Here is a 17005-nt window from a genome sequence, read left to right as displayed (position 1 = left end):
GGCTGGCGCCAGCTTCGTCCCGTTTGTATTGTCGGAGGCGGACAACAATCCGGACTGACCCAGATGCCCCTAGGAGCGCTCATGAACCCATCCGTGTCCAGCCAGCTCCAGCAGGCACTGGCGCTGCTGCAGCGTCACCTGGGCGGGAACCTGCTGGCCGTGCATCTGTTCGGCTCGGCCGTTGTCGGTGGCCTGAAACCCGGCAGCGATCTCGACCTGCTCGTTACCGTCGCCGCCCCCCTGCCGACAGCCACGCGCCACTCGCTGATGCGCGAGCTGCTGATGATTTCCGCCTGGCCGGCCAACGAGCGAATGCGCCCGCTGGAAGTCACCTGGGTGGTACACCACTCGGTACGGCCCTGGCGTTATCCGGCAATGCGCGAACTGCAATTCGGCGAATGGCTGCGCGCCGATATCGAAGCCGGCCGCATCGAGCCTCCCCAGGAGGACCACGATCTGGCCATTCTTCTGCACCAGGCGCGCAAGAACGGCGTCTGTCTGATCGGCCCTGGCGCGGCCGAATTGTTCGACCCGGTGCCCGAGGAGGACATGCGCCAAGCCTTGCGCGACACGCTGGCGCAATGGCGCGAGCCCGCCGACTGGCAGGGAGACGAATGCAACGTGGTGTTGGCCGTGGCGCGCATCTGGCTCACCCTGACCACCGACGCCATCGCCCCGAAGGACGTCGCAGCGATCTGGCTGCTCGAGCGTCTGCCGGATGAGCACCGTGCCGTGCTGGAGAAAGCCAGCCAGGCCTATCGGGGCGATGCGATCGAAAAGCCTGCCCTGAGCCCACAGGCGGTGGAGGCGTTCATCCGGCATGCGCAAACGCGGCTGCAGCCGTCGCAACCAACAGGAGCAGCGCGATGATGACCACTGACCAGATCGCCGCCTTCTGCCTGGCTCTGCCCGGCACCCGTGAAGATCTCAAGTGGGGCAGCAATCGGGTGTTTTCCGTGGCGGGCAACAAGATGTTCGCCGTTCTCGATTTCCTTGGCGAGAACCTGGCATTCAAGGTCCACAGCGACCTCTTCCTGGGTTTCGTGGACCGTCCCGGCATCCGCCCTGCTCCTTACCTGGCACGGGCGCACTGGATCAGCATGAGCAGTCGCCAGATCCCCATCGGTGACGACGAGCTGCGCCACCTGCTGACCCGCGCGCACCAGCTGGTGGTACGCAAGCTGCCAAAGCGCCTGCAACCCGGACTGTTACTGGATCTGGATTGAGTCAGCGCTGGACGGATCAGTCGCAGCGAACCGACGGCGATGCACGCAGGCGATATCGAATCCTCCTGTCACTGCAGCGGCTGCGCCGGCCTCCTCTGCCTCGGCGCTTCAGGCCGGACGGGCCAACCGGTGTACCCGTGGCTGCTAGACCACGGTCGCTGGGCCACCGGCAAAATGTGACGTAGTGCCGCTCCCGTCGGCTTGGCTCGGCAAAGCGCTTTAAGTCGTCACTCATCTTTGGCATAAGGAGCGGCTGAAAGCCGAGAAGCGTCCCCGCGGTCGGTCCGCATGGATGCACTGCCAACCAACCAGAATAAAGAGTCTTTCATGAAGCCGATCATTACCCTTGCCGGGCTCGTGCTGGCTGCCGCCAGCGCCTTCGCCCAGGCAGAGCCCATCGTCATCAAGTTCTCTCACGTAGTGGCCGAGGATACCCCCAAGGGCAAGGGTGCGTTGATGTTCAAACGCCTCGCGGAGGAACGCCTGCCCGGCCAGGTCAGCGTGGAGGTATACCCCAATTCGACGCTGTTCGGTGATGCCACCGAACTGGAAGCGTTGCGCAACAACGAAGTGCAGCTGCTCGCCCCGTCGCTGGCGAAGTTCGAGCAGTACACCAAGCAGCTGCAGGTTTTCGACCTGCCGTTCCTGTTCGACGACATCGATGCCGTCAACCGCTTTCAGAAGCGCACCAAGGGCAAGCAGCTGCTGCGCTCGATGGAAGACAAGAACATCACCGGCCTGGCGTACTGGCACAACGGCATGAAGCAGCTTTCGGCTACCCGCATGCTGCGCCTGCCGGGTGATGCGTCGGGGCTGAGCTTCCGCATCCAGCCGTCCGCGGTACTCGAAGCGCAGTTCGGCGCGGTGGGTGCCACCACCCAGAAGATCGCCTTCGCCGACGTCTACGACGCGCTGCGCACCGGCACCGTACAGGGCGCGGAGAACCCCTGGTCGAATATCTACAGCAAGAAAATGCACACTGTGCAGCCCTACATCATCGAAACCGACCATGGCGTGCTGGACTACATGGTGGTGAGCAACACACGCTTCTGGATGAGCATGCCGCACAAGATCCGCTTCGAGCTGGAGGCGATTCTCGACGAGGTCAGCTTCATGGTGAACCGCGAGGCGGAGGAGCTGAACCAGGCCGATCGCGAGCGGATTCGCAAGGCGGGTACTTCCGAGATCGTCACCCTGACGCCGGAAGAGCGCGAGCGCTGGCGCGAAGCGATGCGCCCCGTCTGGAAGGAGTTCGAACCGATGATCGGCGCGGACATCATCAAGGCCGCCGAGACCGTCAACCGCAAGCAGCGCGACTGACGAACATCCAGATGAAAAAGCCCCGCCAGCTGGCGGGGCTTTTTTGTGTGGCCTGCTCAGAGTTTGCCAGTGCCCGTGGATAGCAGTGGATCCTGTTCCAGCTGCTGCGCGTCCCAGCCGCCGCCCAGTGCAGCGATCAGCAGGACGCTGGCGGTCAGGCGATCCCCCAGCAGGGTCAGGTTGGTGCGCTGGTTGTTCAACGCGGTGGTCTGCACGGTGGCCACGCTGAGGAAGTCGACGGTACCTGCGCGGTACTGGTTTTCGATCAGCCGCAGGGACTCCTGTGCGGCCTCCAGCGCTTCGCGCTGCACCGCCGCCTCCTGTTCCAGCACGCGCAGCTGCACCAGGTAGTTCTCCACTTCGCGGAAGCTGTCGAGCACGGTCTGGCGGTAGTTGGCGACCGTCTGGTCGTAGCTGGCCTCGGCCCGCTCCAATTCCGCACGACGGCTACCGAAGTCGAGCAGGGTCAGCGCCAGTTGCGGCCCCAGCGACCAGAAACGGTTCGGCACGCTGAACAGGTCGCTGAAGCTGCTGTTGCGATAGCCACCGCTGGCCGACAGTGTCAGGTCCGGATACCAGGCGGCTTCCGCCACGCCGATGTTGGCATTGGCGGCCATCACCTGGCGCTCGGCCGAGGCAATGTCGGGGCGCCGCTCCAGCAACTGGGACGGCACCGCCAGCGGTATATCGGGCAGCGCCGGGATGTACTCGCGTACGGCGATCTCCAGCTCCGACGGCGCGACGCCCACCAGCACCGCGATGGCATGCTCCATCTGCGCCCGCTGCCACTTGAGGTCGATGGCTTGCGCCTGGGTACTCTTGAGCTGCGTCTGCGCCTGGCTGACATCGGACCGGGGCACGATGCCGGCGCGGTACTGGTTCTCGGTCAGCCGCAGCGAGCGCGCATAGGCTTCAACGGTCTGGTCGAGCAGCCGCTGGTGTTCGTCGATCACCCGCAGCTGCAGGTAGGTCTGCACCAGCTCGGCCTGCAGGCTCAGGCGAGCCGCCGCAAGGTCCGCCGCGCTGGCCTGCATGTTCGCCCGATTGGCTTCGAGGTTGCGCCGCAGCCGGCCCCAGATGTCGGCCTCCCAGGATGCGCTCAGGCCCGCTTCGTAGGTTTCGCCGACACCACTGGCAAAACTTCCGCTGGTGGTATCCGAGCGGCTGCCACCCTGCGCCGAGCGCGTGACGCCTGCGTTGCCGGAGAAGATCGGAAACAGCTGCGAGCGCGCCCCACGAACCAGCGCCCGCGCCTGACGAAACTGCGCCTCGGCCGCGGCGAGGTTCTGGTTCGAGACATTCAGCCGCGCCACCAGCGCATCCAGTTCGGCATCGCCGTACAGCCGCCACCACTCGCCCCGTTGCAGCGCATCGGCCGGCGTGGCGGGTTTCCAGCCTTCGGCCTGCTTGAATTCGCTGGCCACGGGCAGATCCGGTCGCTGGTAGTCGGGGCCGAGCGTGCAGGCTGCCAACGACAGCGTGAGCATGGCTACCGCCAGGGGGCGCAGGACATGGTTCAGCAATGAGGGGTGCAACGACGACGAGTTCATAGCGAGTTTTCCAGGGCGGCATCGGTGCGTACACCGCGCCAGCTGTTGAAACGGTGGCGCAGACGATCCAGGTACAGATAGACCACCGGCGTGGTGTAGAGCGTGAGGATCTGGCTCAGCAGCAGACCGCCGATGATGGTCAGACCCAGCGGCTGGCGCATCTCGGCCCCTTCCGCACCGCCGAGCAGCAGCGGCAACGCACCGAGGATCGCCGCCATGGTGGTCATCAGGATCGGTCGGAACCGCAGCAGACAGGCGCGATGGATCGAATCGGCGGGCGACAGCTTGTCCTGGCGCTCGAACTGCAACGCCAGGTCGATCATCAGGATCGCGTTCTTCTTCACCACCCCGATCAGCAGGAACAGCCCGAGCAGCGAGATCAGGCTGAACTGGTCGCCGGTGAGGATGATCGCCAGCAAGGCGCCTACCCCGGCCGAGGGCAAGGTGGAGAGGATGGTCAGCGGATGGATGTAGCTCTCGTAGAGGATGCCCAGCACGATGTAGACCAGCAGCAAGGCGCCGAGAATCATCAGCGGCTGGCCTTCCTGGGTCGTCTGGAACGCGCTGCCGGTGCCACCGAGCCGCCCCTGCACCTCGCTCGGCAGTCCGATGGCCGCTACCGCGCGTTCGATGGCCAGCGTCGCCTGGTCGAGGCTGATGCCGGGGGCCAGGTCGAAGTCGATGTTCTCGGCGGCGAACTGCCCATCGTGGCTGACCCGATCTTCCTCCAGGCTGCGCTCGTAATGGGCGAAGGCCGCCAGCGGCACCCGCCGGCCATCGCCGGTGACGACGTGGATCTGCTCCAGCACCTCGGGGTACTGCGCGTAGCTCGGGTCGATCTCCATCACCACCTGATACTGGTTGAGCGATTCGTAGATGGTCGAGATCTGCCGCTGGCTGAAAGCATTGTTGAGCAGCGTGGTCACGGTGCTCATGTCGATGCCCAGGCGCTTGGCCGCGTCACGGTCGATCTTCAGGCTGATCTGCTGCGCGCCCTCGCCGTCGTTGGCGTCGATGCTGGTAAGCTCCGGCAGTTCGGATAGCGCCCGGGTTACCCGCGGTACCCAGGTACGCAGGTCGTTGAGATCGCTCGCCAACAGCGTATAGGCGTAGGCCGAGCTGCTCTGCCGACCACCGCCAAACTGCAGGTCCTGGTCGGCCATGAGGAACATGCGTCCACCGGGCACTTTCGGCTGGTTCTTGCGGATGCGCTCGATGACCTTCTGCGCCGAAATCTTGCGCTCGCCAAGCGGTTTCAGCCGCACGATCATGAAGGCATTGTTGATGCCGCCCTGCCCGCCGATGAAGCCGGCCACGCTTTCCACCGCCGGGTCGGCGAGGACTGCCTTGCGGAAGATTTCCATCTTCGGCTGCATGACCTGGAACGACATGCCGTCGTCACCGCGGATGAAACCGGTGATCTGTCCGGTGTCCTGCTGCGGCAGAAAGGTCTTGGGCACCTGCACGTAGAGCACCACGTTCAGCGCGATGGTCGCCAGCAGGCTCAGCAAGGTGATGCGTCGATGACGCAGCGCCCAGCTCAGCGAGCGATCGTAGTAGCGCAGCAGCCACTGATGGGCGTCGTGGCTCCAGCGCTGCAGACGCCCTTCCTTCTCCGGTTCGTGCGGTTTGAGCCAACGGGCGCAGAGCATCGGCGTCAGGGTCAGCGAAACCAGCAGCGACACCAGGATCGCCGCGGCCAGGGTGATGGAGAACTCGCGGAACAGCCGCTCGACGATGCCGCCCATGTAAAGGATGGAAACGAACACCACCACCAGCGACAGGTTCATCGACAACAGCGTGAAACCCACCTCGCGGGTGCCGACGTAGGCCGCCTTCAGCGGCGGCATGCCGTCGTCGATATGCCGTGCGATGTTTTCCAGCACCACAATGGCGTCATCCACCACCAGCCCGGCGGCCAGGATCAATGCCATCAGCGACAGCACGTTGAGCGAAAAACCGAACAGGTACATGACGGCGAAGGTGCCCACCAGCGACACCGGCACCGCCAGCGCCGGGATCAGTGCGGTGCGCAGGCGGCCGAGGAACAGGAACACCAGCACGATGACCAGGCCCACCGCAATCAGCAGCGTGCGCTCGGCCTCGTGCAGCGTCGCGCGAATCACCGGCGAGCGGTCCATGGCAATGTTCAGGTCGACGCTGCCCGGCATGATCGCCTGCAGGGCCGGCAGCTCGCGGCGGATGCCTTCGATGGTCTCGATGATGTTGGCACCAGCCTGGCGGTTGACGATCAGCAACACCGCCTGTTCGTTGTTGAAGAAGCCGCTGTTGTAGCGGTCTTCCACCGAATCCCGCACCCGTGCCACGTCGCCGAGACGCAGCGCGGCGCCATCCTGGTAGCGGATGATCAGCGGCATGTAGTCGGCCGCCTGGTGCAGCTGGTCGTTGGCGCGCACCTGCCAGTGCTGATCGGCGTCCTCCACCATGCCCTTGGGCCGGCGCACATTGCCGTTGGCGATGGTCTGGCGCACCTCGTCCAGTGACACACCGTACTGCTCCAGCTGCTGCGGCTGCAGTTCGACCCGTACCGCGGGCAGCGAGCTGCCGCCGACCTGGATTTCGCCGACGCCGGACACCTGCGACAGCTTCTGCGCCAGGATGGTGGAGCCGATGTCGTACAGCTCGGCCTTGCCCAGCACCTCCGATGTCAGCGAAAGCACCATTATCGGTGCCTGGGACGGATTGATCTTGCGGTAGGTGGGCATGCTGCGCATGCCGCTGGGCAACAGGTTGCGCGAGGCGTTGATGGCCGCCTGCACGTCGCGGGCAGCGCCGTTGATATCGCGATCCAGATCGAACTGGATGATGATCCGGGTCGAGCCCTGGCTGCTGCGACTGGTCATCTGGCTGACACCGGCGATGCTGCCCAGCGAGCGCTCCAGTGGCGTGGCCACGCTGGAGGCCATGATTTCCGGGCTGGCGCCGGGCAGGCTGGCCTGCACGGTGATCACCGGAAAATCCATGTTCGGCAGCGGCGACACCGGTAGCAGGCCGAAGCTGACTCCACCCAGCAGCAGGATCGCCAGGCTGAGCAGCATGGTCGCCACCGGGCGGGCGATGAACGGGGCGGAAAGGTTCATGCCTGCCCCCGCGCGATTGCAGTCCGGCTCACGCTTGCGCCTCCGCCAGCGGCTCGCGACGGCGCCCGAAGCGCTGGCCGAGGCGGTCGAAGAAGAGGTAGATCACCGGTGTGGTGAACAGTGTCAGCAGCTGGCTGAGCAGCAGGCCGCCCACCAGCACCAGGCCGAGCGGCTGGCGCAGTTCAGCACCGGATCCGGATGCCAGCATCAGCGGAATCGCACCGAACAGCGCCGCCAGGGTGGTCATCAGGATCGGCCGGAAGCGCAGCAGTGCCGCGCGGTAGATCGCATCCTGCGGGCTCATGCCTTGCTGCCGTTCGGCCTCCAGGGCGAAGTCGATCATCATGATCGCGTTCTTCTTGACGATGCCGATCAACAGGATGATGCCGATGATCGCGATCAGCCCCAGGTCGTTGCCGGTCAGCAGCAAGGCGAGCAAGGCGCCTACCGCTGCCGAGGGCAGCGTGGAGAGGATGGTGATCGGGTGGATGTAGCTCTCGTAGAGCACGCCGAGCACGATGTACATGGTCACTACCGCGGCGAGAATCAGCAGCAGCGTGCTCGACAGTGAGGCGCGGAACGCTTCCGCGGCGCCCTGGAAGCGCGTCTGGATGCCGGCAGGCAGGCCGATCTCCTGCTCCACCGCCTCGATCACCTGCACCGCCTTGCCCAGCGACACGCCACTGGCCAGGTTGAACGAGAGCGTCACCGCCGGGAACTGGCCGATATGGTTGATCAGCAGCGGGGCGTTGCGCTGCTCCAGCGTCGCCAGGCTGGACAGCCGCACTGGCGTGCCACCTTCGCTTTGCACGAACAACTGTTCCAGCGCCTGCGGACCCAGGCGGTTGCCCGCCTCCGCTTCCAGCACCACGCGGTACTGGCTGGCCTGGGTGAAGATGGTGGAAATCTGCCGCTGGCCGAAGGCGTCGTACAGCGCATCGGTGATGTCCGCGACCTGGATACCCAGGCGCGCCGCCGCGTCGCGATCGATGTCCAGGTAGATCTGCAGGCCATTGCTCTGCAGGTCGCTGGCCACGTCGGTCAGTTCCGGCCTTTCGCGCAGGGCCTCGACCAGGCGCGGCGTCCACTCCTGCAGCAACTCGCTATCCGGCGTTTCCAGGCTGAACTGGAACTGCGTGCGGCTGACGCGATCCTCGATGGACAGGTCCTGTACCGGCTGCAGATATAGCTCGATACCCGGCACCTTGGCCAGCTCCGGCCGCAGGCGATCGATCACCTGACTGGCGGTCAGGTCGCGCTCGCCGTGGGGCTTGAGGTTGATCAGCAGACGCCCGCTGTTGAGCGTGACGTTGTCGCCGTCCACGCCGATATAGGACGACAGACTGTCCACCGCCGGGTCGGCGAGGATCACCCGGGCCAGTGCCTGCTGGCGCTCGCTCATGGCGCGGAAGGAGATCGATTGCGGCGCCTCGCTGATGCCCTGGATGACGCCGGTGTCCTGCACCGGGAAGAACCCCTTGGGTACGGCGAGGTAGAGCACCACCGTCAGCCCCAGCGTGGCCACCGCCACCAGCAGGGTCAGGGTCTGGTGGCGCAGCACCCAGGTCAGCCAGCGCGAGTAGCCGCCGATCAACCGCTCGACCCAGTCGGGCTTGGCCTCGGCGACACTGTGCGGCTTGAGCAGCTTGGCGCACATCATTGGCGTCAGCGTCAGCGAGACCACCAGCGAGATGAGGATGGCCACCGCCAGGGTAATGGCGAACTCGCGGAACAACCGGCCCACCACGTCCTGCATGAACAGCAGCGGGATCAGCACGGCGATCAGCGAGAAGGTCAGCGAAATCAGCGTGAAGCCGATCTGCCTGGCACCCTTGAGCGCGGCATTGAGCGGTGTCTCGCCCTCTTCCAGATGCCGCGCGATGTTCTCCAGCATGACGATGGCATCGTCCACCACGAAGCCGGTGGCGATGGTCAGCGCCATTAGCGTCAGGTTGTTCAACGAGAAGCCGCACAGGTACATCACGGCGAAGGTGCCGACCAGCGACAGCGGCACCGCGATCGACGGGATCACCGTGGCCGACAGCTTCTTGAGGAAGACAAAGGTCACCATCACCACCAGGAAGGTGGCGAGCATCAGCTCATGCTGCACGTCCCGCACTGCGGCGCGGATGGTCTGGGTGCGGTCGGTGAGCACCACCACGTCCAGCCCGGCCGGCATGCTGGCCTTCACTTCCGGCAACAGCGCCTGGATGCGCTCGACCACCTCGATGACGTTGGCGCCCGGCTGGCGCTGGATGTTCAGCAACACCGCCTGGCTGTCATTGGCCCAGGCGGCCAGGCGCTCGTTCTCGGCACCGTCGACGATATCGGCGACGTCCTTCAGGCGCAGGGCCGCACCGTCCTGGTAGGTCAGGATCAGCTCGGCGTATTCCTCCGGCGTCTTCAACTGGTCGTTGGCATCGAGCATCGACACCCGGGTCGGCCCGTCGAAGTTGCCCTTGGGCTGGTTGACGTTGGAGCTGGTGATCAGCGAACGCACGTCTGCCAGCGACAGCCCATAGGCCGCCAGCGCCTCGGGGTTGGTGCGGATACGTACCGCCGGGCGCTGACCGCCGGCGATGCTGACCATCCCCACTCCGCTGATCTGCGCCAGCTTCTGCGCCATGCGCGTATCGACCAGATCGTGCAGCTTGGGCAACGGCAGCGACTCGGAAGTCACCGCCAGCGTCAGTACCGGCGTGTCGGCCGGATTGACCTTGTTGTACACCGGCGGTGCCGGCAGGTCGTTGGGCAACAGGTTGTTCGCCCCGTTGATCGCCGCCTGCACCTCCTGCTCGGCCACATCCAGTGCGACATCCAGCGAAAAGCGCAGGGTGATCACCGAGGCGCCGCCGGAACTGGTCGACGACATCTGTGCCAGCCCCGGCATCTGGCCGAACTGGCGCTCCAGCGGCGCGGTCACGGCGCTGGTCATCACCTCCGGGCTGGCACCCGGATATAGCGTCATCACGCGGATGGTCGGGTAATCCACCTGCGGCAGCGCAGCCACTGGCAGCAGCTTGTAGGCGATCAAGCCGGCCAGCAGGATCGCGACCATGCTCAGCGTGGTCGCGACCGGGCGCAGGATGAACAGACGGGAGATGCTCATTGCGCCTCGCGCTCCGCGGCCTCGCCGCCACCGAGCACCGGGTTCTCGGCGGCCTCTTCGGCCATGCGGCGACTGCCGACCACTTCCACCTCGGCACCGTCACGCAGTCGGTCGGTCCCCTCCATCACTACCCGCTCACCCACCTCGAGCCCCTCGAGCACCACCGTCGTCTCGCCGTTGCTCGGCCCGGCCTTGAGCAGACGCAGCTGAACCTTGCTGTCCTCGCCAACGACGTAGGCGAAGGTGCCGCGCGAGCCGAACTGCAGCGCCGCGGTCGGAATCAGCACGGCATCGCGCAGGGTTTCGACCCGCAGCCGAACATTGACGAACTGGTTGGGGATGAGCAGTTCCTGCTCGTTGTCGAAACGCGCCTTCAGCCGCAGGGTGCCGGTGGTAGCGTCGATCTGGTTGTCGATGCTCTCCAGCACGCCCTCGCCGAACATGACCTTTTCACCACGGTCCCAGATCTGCACCACGAGCTTCTCGCCCTGGCGGTAGCGGGTCAGCACCGGCAGCAGATCGCCTTCCGGCAGAGTGAAGCTGATCGACATCGGTTGTGTTTGGGTGATCACCACCAGCGGCGTGGTGTCGTTGGCAGCGACCAGGTTGCCAACGTCGAGCTGACGCAGACCGACGCGGCCATCGATGGGCGCGCGAATCTGGGTGAACTCCAGGTTCAGTCGTGCCTCATTGACCGCCGCCTGATTGGCCGCCAGGGTGCCCTGGTACTGGCTGACCAGCGCTTCCTGGGTATCCAGTGTCTGCTTGGCGATGCTGTCGTCGGCATACAGGCCCCGATAGCGTTCGAAATCCACCTGGGCGTTCTTCAGCTGCGCGCGATTCTGCTGCAGGGTGCCTTCCGCCTGCTGCAACGCCACCTTGTAAGGGCGCGGATCGATCACGGCGAGCAGATCGCCCTTCTTGACGCGCTGCCCCTCTTCGAAGCGCAGCTCCACCAGCTCACCCGCCACGCGGCTGCGCAGGTTCACCGTGTTGAGTGGCGTGACGCTGCCGAGTGCCTTGTTGAACACCTCGAACTCGCCCTGCTCCACCTTGGCGACGCGCACGGGAACCGCCCCGCCGAACGCACCGAAGCCGGGACGCCCGCCCGGGCGCTGCGGCGCTTCCTTGTTGGGAGCAGGCCACAGCCACCAGAGCAGCGCTGCGATGGCAATGACGACGAGGATCAGGAGCGCCCAGCGGAGGCTGGAGCGCGCGGTAGTGGGATGCGTCTCGGACATGAACGGAGTTCGCTTGAAAAGGAGCGTGAACCATAAGCAGTCGCGAACCGCTCGCAAAGTGCCTTTACGGCATTTTTACGTATCGACATGTATGCGAACGGGTCGGCGCGGCAGACCGGAACCATGCGGCAGGTCTTAAGTCTATTTAACGTTCTTCTCGCGGCTCCGCGGCGAGAAAAACGCTGTAAGCGGGCCTCGCGCCGTGCAGCACGTCGAAATCGGACATTGTCGTGTCGTTAACCGGTCATTGCATCAATGACCGCATAGGATCAAGGAATGAATGTATCGCTGGTCATTCTGGCGTTGACTGTCGCCAGTTTTCTTCTGGGTTTTCTTCGCGACCTGTTCATTGCCCGCTCTTTCGGCCTCAGCTGGGAAGCGGATCTCATCTTCGTTGCGCTCATCCTGCCGCTGTTCTTCGAGAACTTCCTGGGCCTGGCATTGCGCGACACCATGATTCCCTACCTGCAGAAGCTACGCAGCCAGTCGCAGTCTCTGTTCGAATCCGTCGCGCGCTGGCTCTACTGGCGCATCATGCTGCTCGGTGGCGCAGCCTGCGCGCTGATCCTGCTGACCAGCTACTGGGTGCTCAACGCCCTGGCGCCGGGCTGGACGCCCGAGCAGGTCGCCAACGGCCAGCTGGTTTTCTGCGTCGGCGCGCTGCTGATCGGCGTCCAGGCCGCGCTGTACTGCCAGGGTGCGCTACTGAACATGGACAACGTGTTCATCATGCCGATGACCCGCACCCTGCTGCTCAATGCCGGCGCGATCATCGGCATTCTGCTGTTCGAGCCCAGCGGCATGGTCATTTTTCTCGGCATGCTGCTGCCGCAGGTGGTGCTGATCGTCCTGCAGCATCGGCGCATCCATTACCTGCGCGGTGAGGCGATGCCGCTCGAGAAAGGCCATGGCAGCCAGTTCGGCCTGGCTTTCGCGCCCATTCTGCTGGCGGCCGGTGCGCAGCAGGCCTGCATACTGGCCGAGCGGATGTTCGCCTCGTTCCTCGATGAAGGCAGCATCACCATGCTGTCGTTCGCGTTCCGTATCGTCACGATCCCGCTGACCCTGTATGCCATGTCGGTGCTGTCGGTGCTGTTCCCGCAGTTCTCCTCCAGCTGGAACGACGAGGACCACAACGCCCACGCCGCGGTGATCCGCAAGGGGCTGCTGGCGACTTTGCTGTTCCTGGTGCCGGCGACCGTGGTGCTCTGCTCCTTCCCGGAGGCCGTGGTGGCGGTCCTACTAGAACGCGGCGAATTCGGCGCTGCGCAGACCCAGGCCACCGCCTCGCTGATGGTCATCTACGCGCTCGGCCTGCCGGCGATGGGTCTCGCGCTGCTCTGGGGGCGCGCGCTGCTCGCGCAGCATCAGGCTCGCCTGTTCCTGGTCATCACATTGATCAGCTCGACCATGACCATCGCGCTCGATGCACTACTCTATCGGCATTACGGCGCCGCAGGGCTGGCGCTGGCGTTCTCCAGCGGTGCCGCGCTGCAGGCACTGTTCATGGGCCTGTTCGTCTATCGCGCCTCGCCGCGCGGTGCCGGCGTACCGGTGCTGGTTCGCTGGCTGGCGACGGCAACCGTGCTGGCGGTGGCGCTGCATTTCGTACCGCAGCCAGAGGGGTTCATCCAGCTGTGCCTGTATATCGGCCTGGTGCTGATAGGCTTCGCCGCTGGTGTGATGCTGCTGGGTGAGCGGGATCTGTTCAAACCTGGCTACTGGTCCATGCGCAAGGCCTGAGGGGCGCAACGGCGGTAAGCGATTGCCGCATCTTCCCGCAATCAATCGCACAAACGAAAAGGCCGCTGCAGATGCAGCGGCCTTTTGCTGTGCGCGTCGTGCTCAACCACCCAGGGCAAGCATCCCCATCGTGTTGATGCAGGGGGCCGTCCAACCTTCCGACTTCGACTCGACTTCCACCAGCCGCGGTTTGCGCTGCTCCATGACGATATCCAGGGCGCGGCTCGGCAGGATGTCGATATCGTCGAAGGTAATGATCTGGCCAGGCTCGACGGCACGCTTGAGCGCCGTCTTGCGCAGCAGGCCGATCGGCACGTGATCCGGATGCTGGGCCAGCTTGATCGCCTCACCGCGGAACTGAAAGCCGCCGATGCCACGCTCAATCAGCTCGCCCGGCTTCATGGCGCGCTTGGCGATGGCGGCAACCCCGAGGGTCGGCTCGGTCGAGTTGTTGAGCAGCACGCCGCCGCCGCTGAGCACGCGGCGTACGGTCTTGCCCACTTCCAGCGAGCACAGATGGAACGGCCGCACCAGCGTGTAGAACGGGCCGCGTCCGAGCTTGAAATATTCGATGGCCCGGGCCTGATCCTCGTCGTGCCTGCCTACCAGGAACACGCCGCCAGCCGGATAGCCGGAGGGGATCACGTAATCGACGATGGGCTGCCCCACCCGTTCGGCCATCATGCCGAGCAGGCTGGCGCTGTCGTCCAAATTGGTCGAGGCGAGGCCTTCCATGCCCTGACGGGTGATGGTCGCACCCAGCCCGTTGCCGATGATCACCTGCTCGATCTGCACCTTGGTGCCGTCGGTGAAGGAGGTCGTCTGATCGACGCTGATGCCTTGCCGGTTGGCCCAGTAGGCCATGTCCTCGGGGGAAGGGTCATGGTTCAGATAGCCCTTCATGTTGCCGTAGACCAGCGGCTGGAAGCCCATCTGCAGCGCATCCTCACGCAAGGCCGCCAGCGAACCGGGCTGATCGCCCTCGGCTTCCGTGAGAAAGCCCTTGCCCGCCAGGTACGAACCCGTGGTGACCTGCAATTCGGCGTTGACGGTCACGACCTTCAAGCCGGCTTCGAAGGCGCGCTCGATGACGGCCGTTCCGTGGAACACATCACCACTGCACTCGACGATCAGATCGGAATTGTCGATCAGCTCGTCCAGCGAATTGGTAAGGACGTCCGCCAGCGGGAAGTCGGTCATCGTCGAAAGTGGTCGGCGCGTGAGGACACGGGAAATCTGCATGTCCTGATAGTGCTGTTTGATCAACCGGACGAAGCCGTGGGCGATCATTCCGGTTCCGGATACACCGATTCTTTTGATTTCTGAGGTAGGCATAACTGAATCCATTCAATGGGCATCAGCTCTATGACAGCAGCCGTGCGAAAAGATTTTTTAAAAAAGCTGCCTAATTGCCATGTTTGTGGCGCTGCGCTCACCCTTGAAATCCTGGGCACGGGCATGACGGAAAATAGTTGGCCACCTCGGTTTGCGCTAATTGACGACGACAGACGGTTTCGCTTGAACTGCTGGCTTTCCGTCGCCAAAAAAAAAAACGGCGAGCCCCATCAGGGCTCGCCGCCGAGCTGCTAGCGGTGCACTTCAGCCAAGCGAGGCGATGGCCGCCTCGTAGTTCGGCTCGCTGCCGATCTCGCTGACCAGTTCGCTGTGCAGTACGCGGTCCTGCTCATCCAGCACGATCACCGCGCGTGCGGCGACGCCTGCCAGAGGGCCGCTGGCCAGGGCCACGCCGTAGTCGCGAAGGAATTCGGCACCGCGCATGGTGGACAGGTTGACCACGTTCTCCAGCCCTTCGGCACCACAGAAACGCTTCTGCGCGAACGGCAGGTCGGCGGAAATGCAGAGCACCACTGTGTTTGCCAGGGCGCTGGCCTGGGCGTTGAACTTGCGTACCGAGGTGGCGCAGGTCGGCGTATCGACGCTTGGGAAGATGTTGAGGATCTTGCGCTTGCCGGCAAAGGCTGCCAGCTCGACGTCGGCGAGGTCGGCGCCTACCAGGCGAAACGGCTTGGCCTGCTGGCCGGCCTGCGGAAACTCGCCGGCTACCTGGACGGGGGTGCCTTTCAGGGTGACTTCTGTCATTGCTTCGCTCCTCGATGGGTGACACGAAAAGGCCGCGGGGCCATCAGCCCCACGGCCTGAAAGAGGGCCCGAGTGTAGCCTCGGACCGCCGATCGGTGAACCGCCAGCTAGGGCGATTACCGACCGTTATCGGACATCAGCTGCGCGCGAAATACTCCTTGGTCAGCTTCACCACGACCGGGCTCAGCAGCAGCAACGAGACCAGGTTGGGGATCGCCATCAGGCCGTTGAGCGTATCGGCCAGCAGCCAGGCGAAGTCCAGCTGAGCGATCGCACCGAAGGGCACCGCCAGCACCCAGATCACCCGGAACGGCCAGATGGCCTTGGTACCCACCAGGAATTCCCAGCACTTTTCGCCGAAGTAGCTCCAGCCAAGGATGGTGGTGAAGGCGAAGACCACCAGCGCGATGGTCAGGATCACCCCACCGATGCCCGGCATCGCCGACTCGAAAGCCGCCGCGGACAAAGCCGCGCCGCTGGCGCCGCTGGTCCAGACGCCGGTACAGATGATCGCCAGGCCGGTCATCGAGCAGACAATGATGGTGTCGATGAACGTGCCCAGCATACCGATCATGCCCGAGCGCACCGAGCTGGTGGTCGTGCCGGCGGCCTGGGCGATACCGGCGGTACCGAGACCGGCCTCGTTGGAGAAGATCCCGCGCGCGACACCGAAGCGAATTGCGGCAATCACCGCGGCACCGGCGAAACCGCCAGTGGCGGCGATCGGCGTGAAGGCATGGGTGAAGATCAGGTCGAACGCGGCCGGGATCGCGGAGGCGTTCACCACCAGCACCACCGCGGCAGCAATCAGGTAGGCCAGGCACATGAAGGGAACCAGCGACGCGGCCACAACGCCGATGCGGCGGATACCGCCGAGAATCACCAGGCCGACCACGACCATGGTGATCAGGCCGGTCGCCCACAGCGGCACCGAGAAGGTGGTTTCCAGCGCGTGGGCCATGCTGTTGACCTGCACCATGTTGCCAATGCCGAAGCCGGCCAGCCCGCCGAAGATGGCGAACGCAGTGCCAAGCCAGACCCACTTCTTGCCCAGCCCGTTCTTGATGGCATACATCGGGCCGCCGACGTGCTCGCCACGGTCGTCCTTCTCGCGGTAGTGAACCGCCAGCACGACCTCGCAGTACTTGGTGGCCATACCGACCAGCGCGGTGCACCACATCCAGAACAGCGCGCCCGGGCCGCCGAGGAAGATCGCCGTGGCGACGCCGGCGATGTTGCCGGTACCTACCGTTGCGGCCAGCGACGTCATCAACGCCTGGAACGGGCTGATCTCACCGGTGGATTCGTCGCCCTTGGCACGACCGCGCCACATCAGGGCGAAGCCGGTACCAATGCGGGTCAGCGGCATGAACTTGAGCATGATCATCAGCACCAGGCCGGTGCCAAGGATCAGGACCAACATGGGCGGGCCCCAGACGAGGCCGTTAATGGTGTTGACGAGGTTGTTCAGAAATTCCATTCGAGCACCTTATTTCTTATAGGCGAGTTCCCTCGCGTTGGGGTCGCGCTACCGTGGAGCCGTTGAAAAACATGACGCTTGTGGCGGTGGTTTTTCAGCGACCAGGTAACGACGATTCCGATCCGCCTCTGGAGC

General features: G+C 64.6%; 11 protein-coding genes. 4 read left to right on the top strand and 7 right to left on the bottom strand.

What is annotated here, in order from left to right; all coding sequences use genetic code 11:
* Nucleotides 1-81 precede the first annotated feature (81 nt).
* The 3 genes from VF716_RS04710 to VF716_RS04700 all read left to right on the top strand — a co-directional run bounded on the left by VF716_RS04710 (nucleotide 82) and on the right by VF716_RS04700 (nucleotide 2546).
* Complete coding sequence (locus VF716_RS04710; RefSeq protein ID WP_181120529.1) at nucleotides 82-870, top strand: AadA family aminoglycoside 3''-O-nucleotidyltransferase; 789 nt, start codon at nucleotides 82-84, stop codon at nucleotides 868-870.
* Complete coding sequence (locus VF716_RS04705) at nucleotides 870-1226, top strand: MmcQ/YjbR family DNA-binding protein (RefSeq protein ID WP_181120656.1); 357 nt, start codon at nucleotides 870-872, stop codon at nucleotides 1224-1226. The genes VF716_RS04710 and VF716_RS04705 overlap by 1 nt, the downstream gene beginning before the upstream one ends.
* Nucleotides 1227-1553: 327 nt before the next feature.
* Complete coding sequence (locus tag VF716_RS04700) at nucleotides 1554-2546, top strand: TRAP transporter substrate-binding protein (protein ID WP_013982843.1); 993 nt, start codon at nucleotides 1554-1556, stop codon at nucleotides 2544-2546.
* 56 nt (nucleotides 2547-2602) lie between these two features.
* Here VF716_RS04700 and VF716_RS04695 read toward each other — a convergent pair whose 3' ends face one another.
* Genes VF716_RS04695 through VF716_RS04680 form a run of 4 tightly spaced genes read right to left on the bottom strand, consistent with a single transcriptional unit; the run spans nucleotide 2603 to nucleotide 11547 of the window.
* Nucleotides 2603-4096: an efflux transporter outer membrane subunit gene (locus VF716_RS04695; protein ID WP_181120532.1), complete on the bottom strand. Its 1494-nt coding sequence runs from the start codon at nucleotides 4094-4096 to the stop codon at nucleotides 2603-2605.
* Nucleotides 4093-7197, bottom strand: a complete 3105-nt coding sequence (locus tag VF716_RS04690; RefSeq protein WP_440552025.1) for an efflux RND transporter permease subunit — start codon at nucleotides 7195-7197, stop codon at nucleotides 4093-4095. The genes VF716_RS04695 and VF716_RS04690 overlap by 4 nt, the downstream gene beginning before the upstream one ends.
* Before the next feature lie 28 nt (nucleotides 7198-7225).
* Nucleotides 7226-10306: an MdtB/MuxB family multidrug efflux RND transporter permease subunit gene (locus VF716_RS04685; RefSeq protein WP_125871837.1), complete on the bottom strand. Its 3081-nt coding sequence runs from the start codon at nucleotides 10304-10306 to the stop codon at nucleotides 7226-7228.
* Nucleotides 10303-11547, bottom strand: a complete 1245-nt coding sequence (locus VF716_RS04680) for an MdtA/MuxA family multidrug efflux RND transporter periplasmic adaptor subunit (RefSeq protein ID WP_053527453.1) — start codon at nucleotides 11545-11547, stop codon at nucleotides 10303-10305. The genes VF716_RS04685 and VF716_RS04680 overlap by 4 nt, the downstream gene beginning before the upstream one ends.
* Nucleotides 11548-11823: 276 nt before the next feature.
* On the opposite strand from VF716_RS04680, the gene murJ reads away from it, so the two are divergent.
* Nucleotides 11824-13290: a murein biosynthesis integral membrane protein MurJ gene (gene murJ, locus VF716_RS04675; protein ID WP_125883559.1), complete on the top strand. Its 1467-nt coding sequence runs from the start codon at nucleotides 11824-11826 to the stop codon at nucleotides 13288-13290.
* A gap of 102 nt (nucleotides 13291-13392) precedes the next feature.
* Here the strand turns inward: murJ and VF716_RS04670 are convergent, their stop codons facing one another.
* The 3 genes from VF716_RS04670 to VF716_RS04660 all read right to left on the bottom strand — a co-directional run bounded on the left by VF716_RS04670 (nucleotide 13393) and on the right by VF716_RS04660 (nucleotide 16870).
* Nucleotides 13393-14580, bottom strand: coding sequence for an NAD(P)-dependent oxidoreductase (locus tag VF716_RS04670; protein WP_011913309.1), 1188 nt, complete (start codon nucleotides 14578-14580; stop codon nucleotides 13393-13395).
* 309 nt (nucleotides 14581-14889) lie between these two features.
* The gene (gene tpx / locus VF716_RS04665) at nucleotides 14890-15390 is read right to left on the bottom strand and encodes a thiol peroxidase (protein WP_011913311.1); all 501 of its coding nucleotides are present in this window, start codon (nucleotides 15388-15390) and stop codon (nucleotides 14890-14892) included.
* A gap of 136 nt (nucleotides 15391-15526) precedes the next feature.
* Complete coding sequence (locus tag VF716_RS04660; RefSeq protein WP_011913312.1) at nucleotides 15527-16870, bottom strand: alanine/glycine:cation symporter family protein; 1344 nt, start codon at nucleotides 16868-16870, stop codon at nucleotides 15527-15529.
* Between the last annotated feature and the right edge of the window lie 135 nt (nucleotides 16871-17005).

The sequence above is a fragment of the Stutzerimonas sp. Brlt_14 genome (assembly GCF_051948915.1).
In the GTDB taxonomy this organism is placed as follows: domain Bacteria; phylum Pseudomonadota; class Gammaproteobacteria; order Pseudomonadales; family Pseudomonadaceae; genus Stutzerimonas; species Stutzerimonas stutzeri.
This window is presented reverse-complemented; position numbering and strand designations above follow the sequence as displayed.

Bases quoted from the DNA above. Each gene is read 5' to 3' on its own strand.
- VF716_RS04680 (WP_053527453.1), bottom strand. From the start codon at position 11,547: ATGTCCGAGACGCATCCCACTACCGCGCGCTCCAGCCTCCGCTGGGCG.
- VF716_RS04695 (WP_181120532.1), bottom strand. From the start codon at position 4,096: ATGAACTCGTCGTCGTTGCACCCCTCATTGCTGAACCATGTCCTGCGC.
- VF716_RS04685 (WP_125871837.1), bottom strand. From the start codon at position 10,306: ATGAGCATCTCCCGTCTGTTCATCCTGCGCCCGGTCGCGACCACGCTG.
- tpx (WP_011913311.1), bottom strand. From the start codon at position 15,390: ATGACAGAAGTCACCCTGAAAGGCACCCCCGTCCAGGTAGCCGGCGAG.
- VF716_RS04690 (WP_440552025.1), bottom strand. From the start codon at position 7,197: ATGAACCTTTCCGCCCCGTTCATCGCCCGCCCGGTGGCGACCATGCTG.
- VF716_RS04670 (WP_011913309.1), bottom strand. From the start codon at position 14,580: ATGATCGCCCACGGCTTCGTCCGGTTGATCAAACAGCACTATCAGGAC.
- murJ (WP_125883559.1), top strand. From the start codon at position 11,824: ATGAATGTATCGCTGGTCATTCTGGCGTTGACTGTCGCCAGTTTTCTT.
- VF716_RS04660 (WP_011913312.1), bottom strand. From the start codon at position 16,870: ATGGAATTTCTGAACAACCTCGTCAACACCATTAACGGCCTCGTCTGG.
- VF716_RS04705 (WP_181120656.1), top strand. From the start codon at position 870: ATGACCACTGACCAGATCGCCGCCTTCTGCCTGGCTCTGCCCGGCACC.
- VF716_RS04700 (WP_013982843.1), top strand. From the start codon at position 1,554: ATGAAGCCGATCATTACCCTTGCCGGGCTCGTGCTGGCTGCCGCCAGC.
- VF716_RS04710 (WP_181120529.1), top strand. From the start codon at position 82: ATGAACCCATCCGTGTCCAGCCAGCTCCAGCAGGCACTGGCGCTGCTG.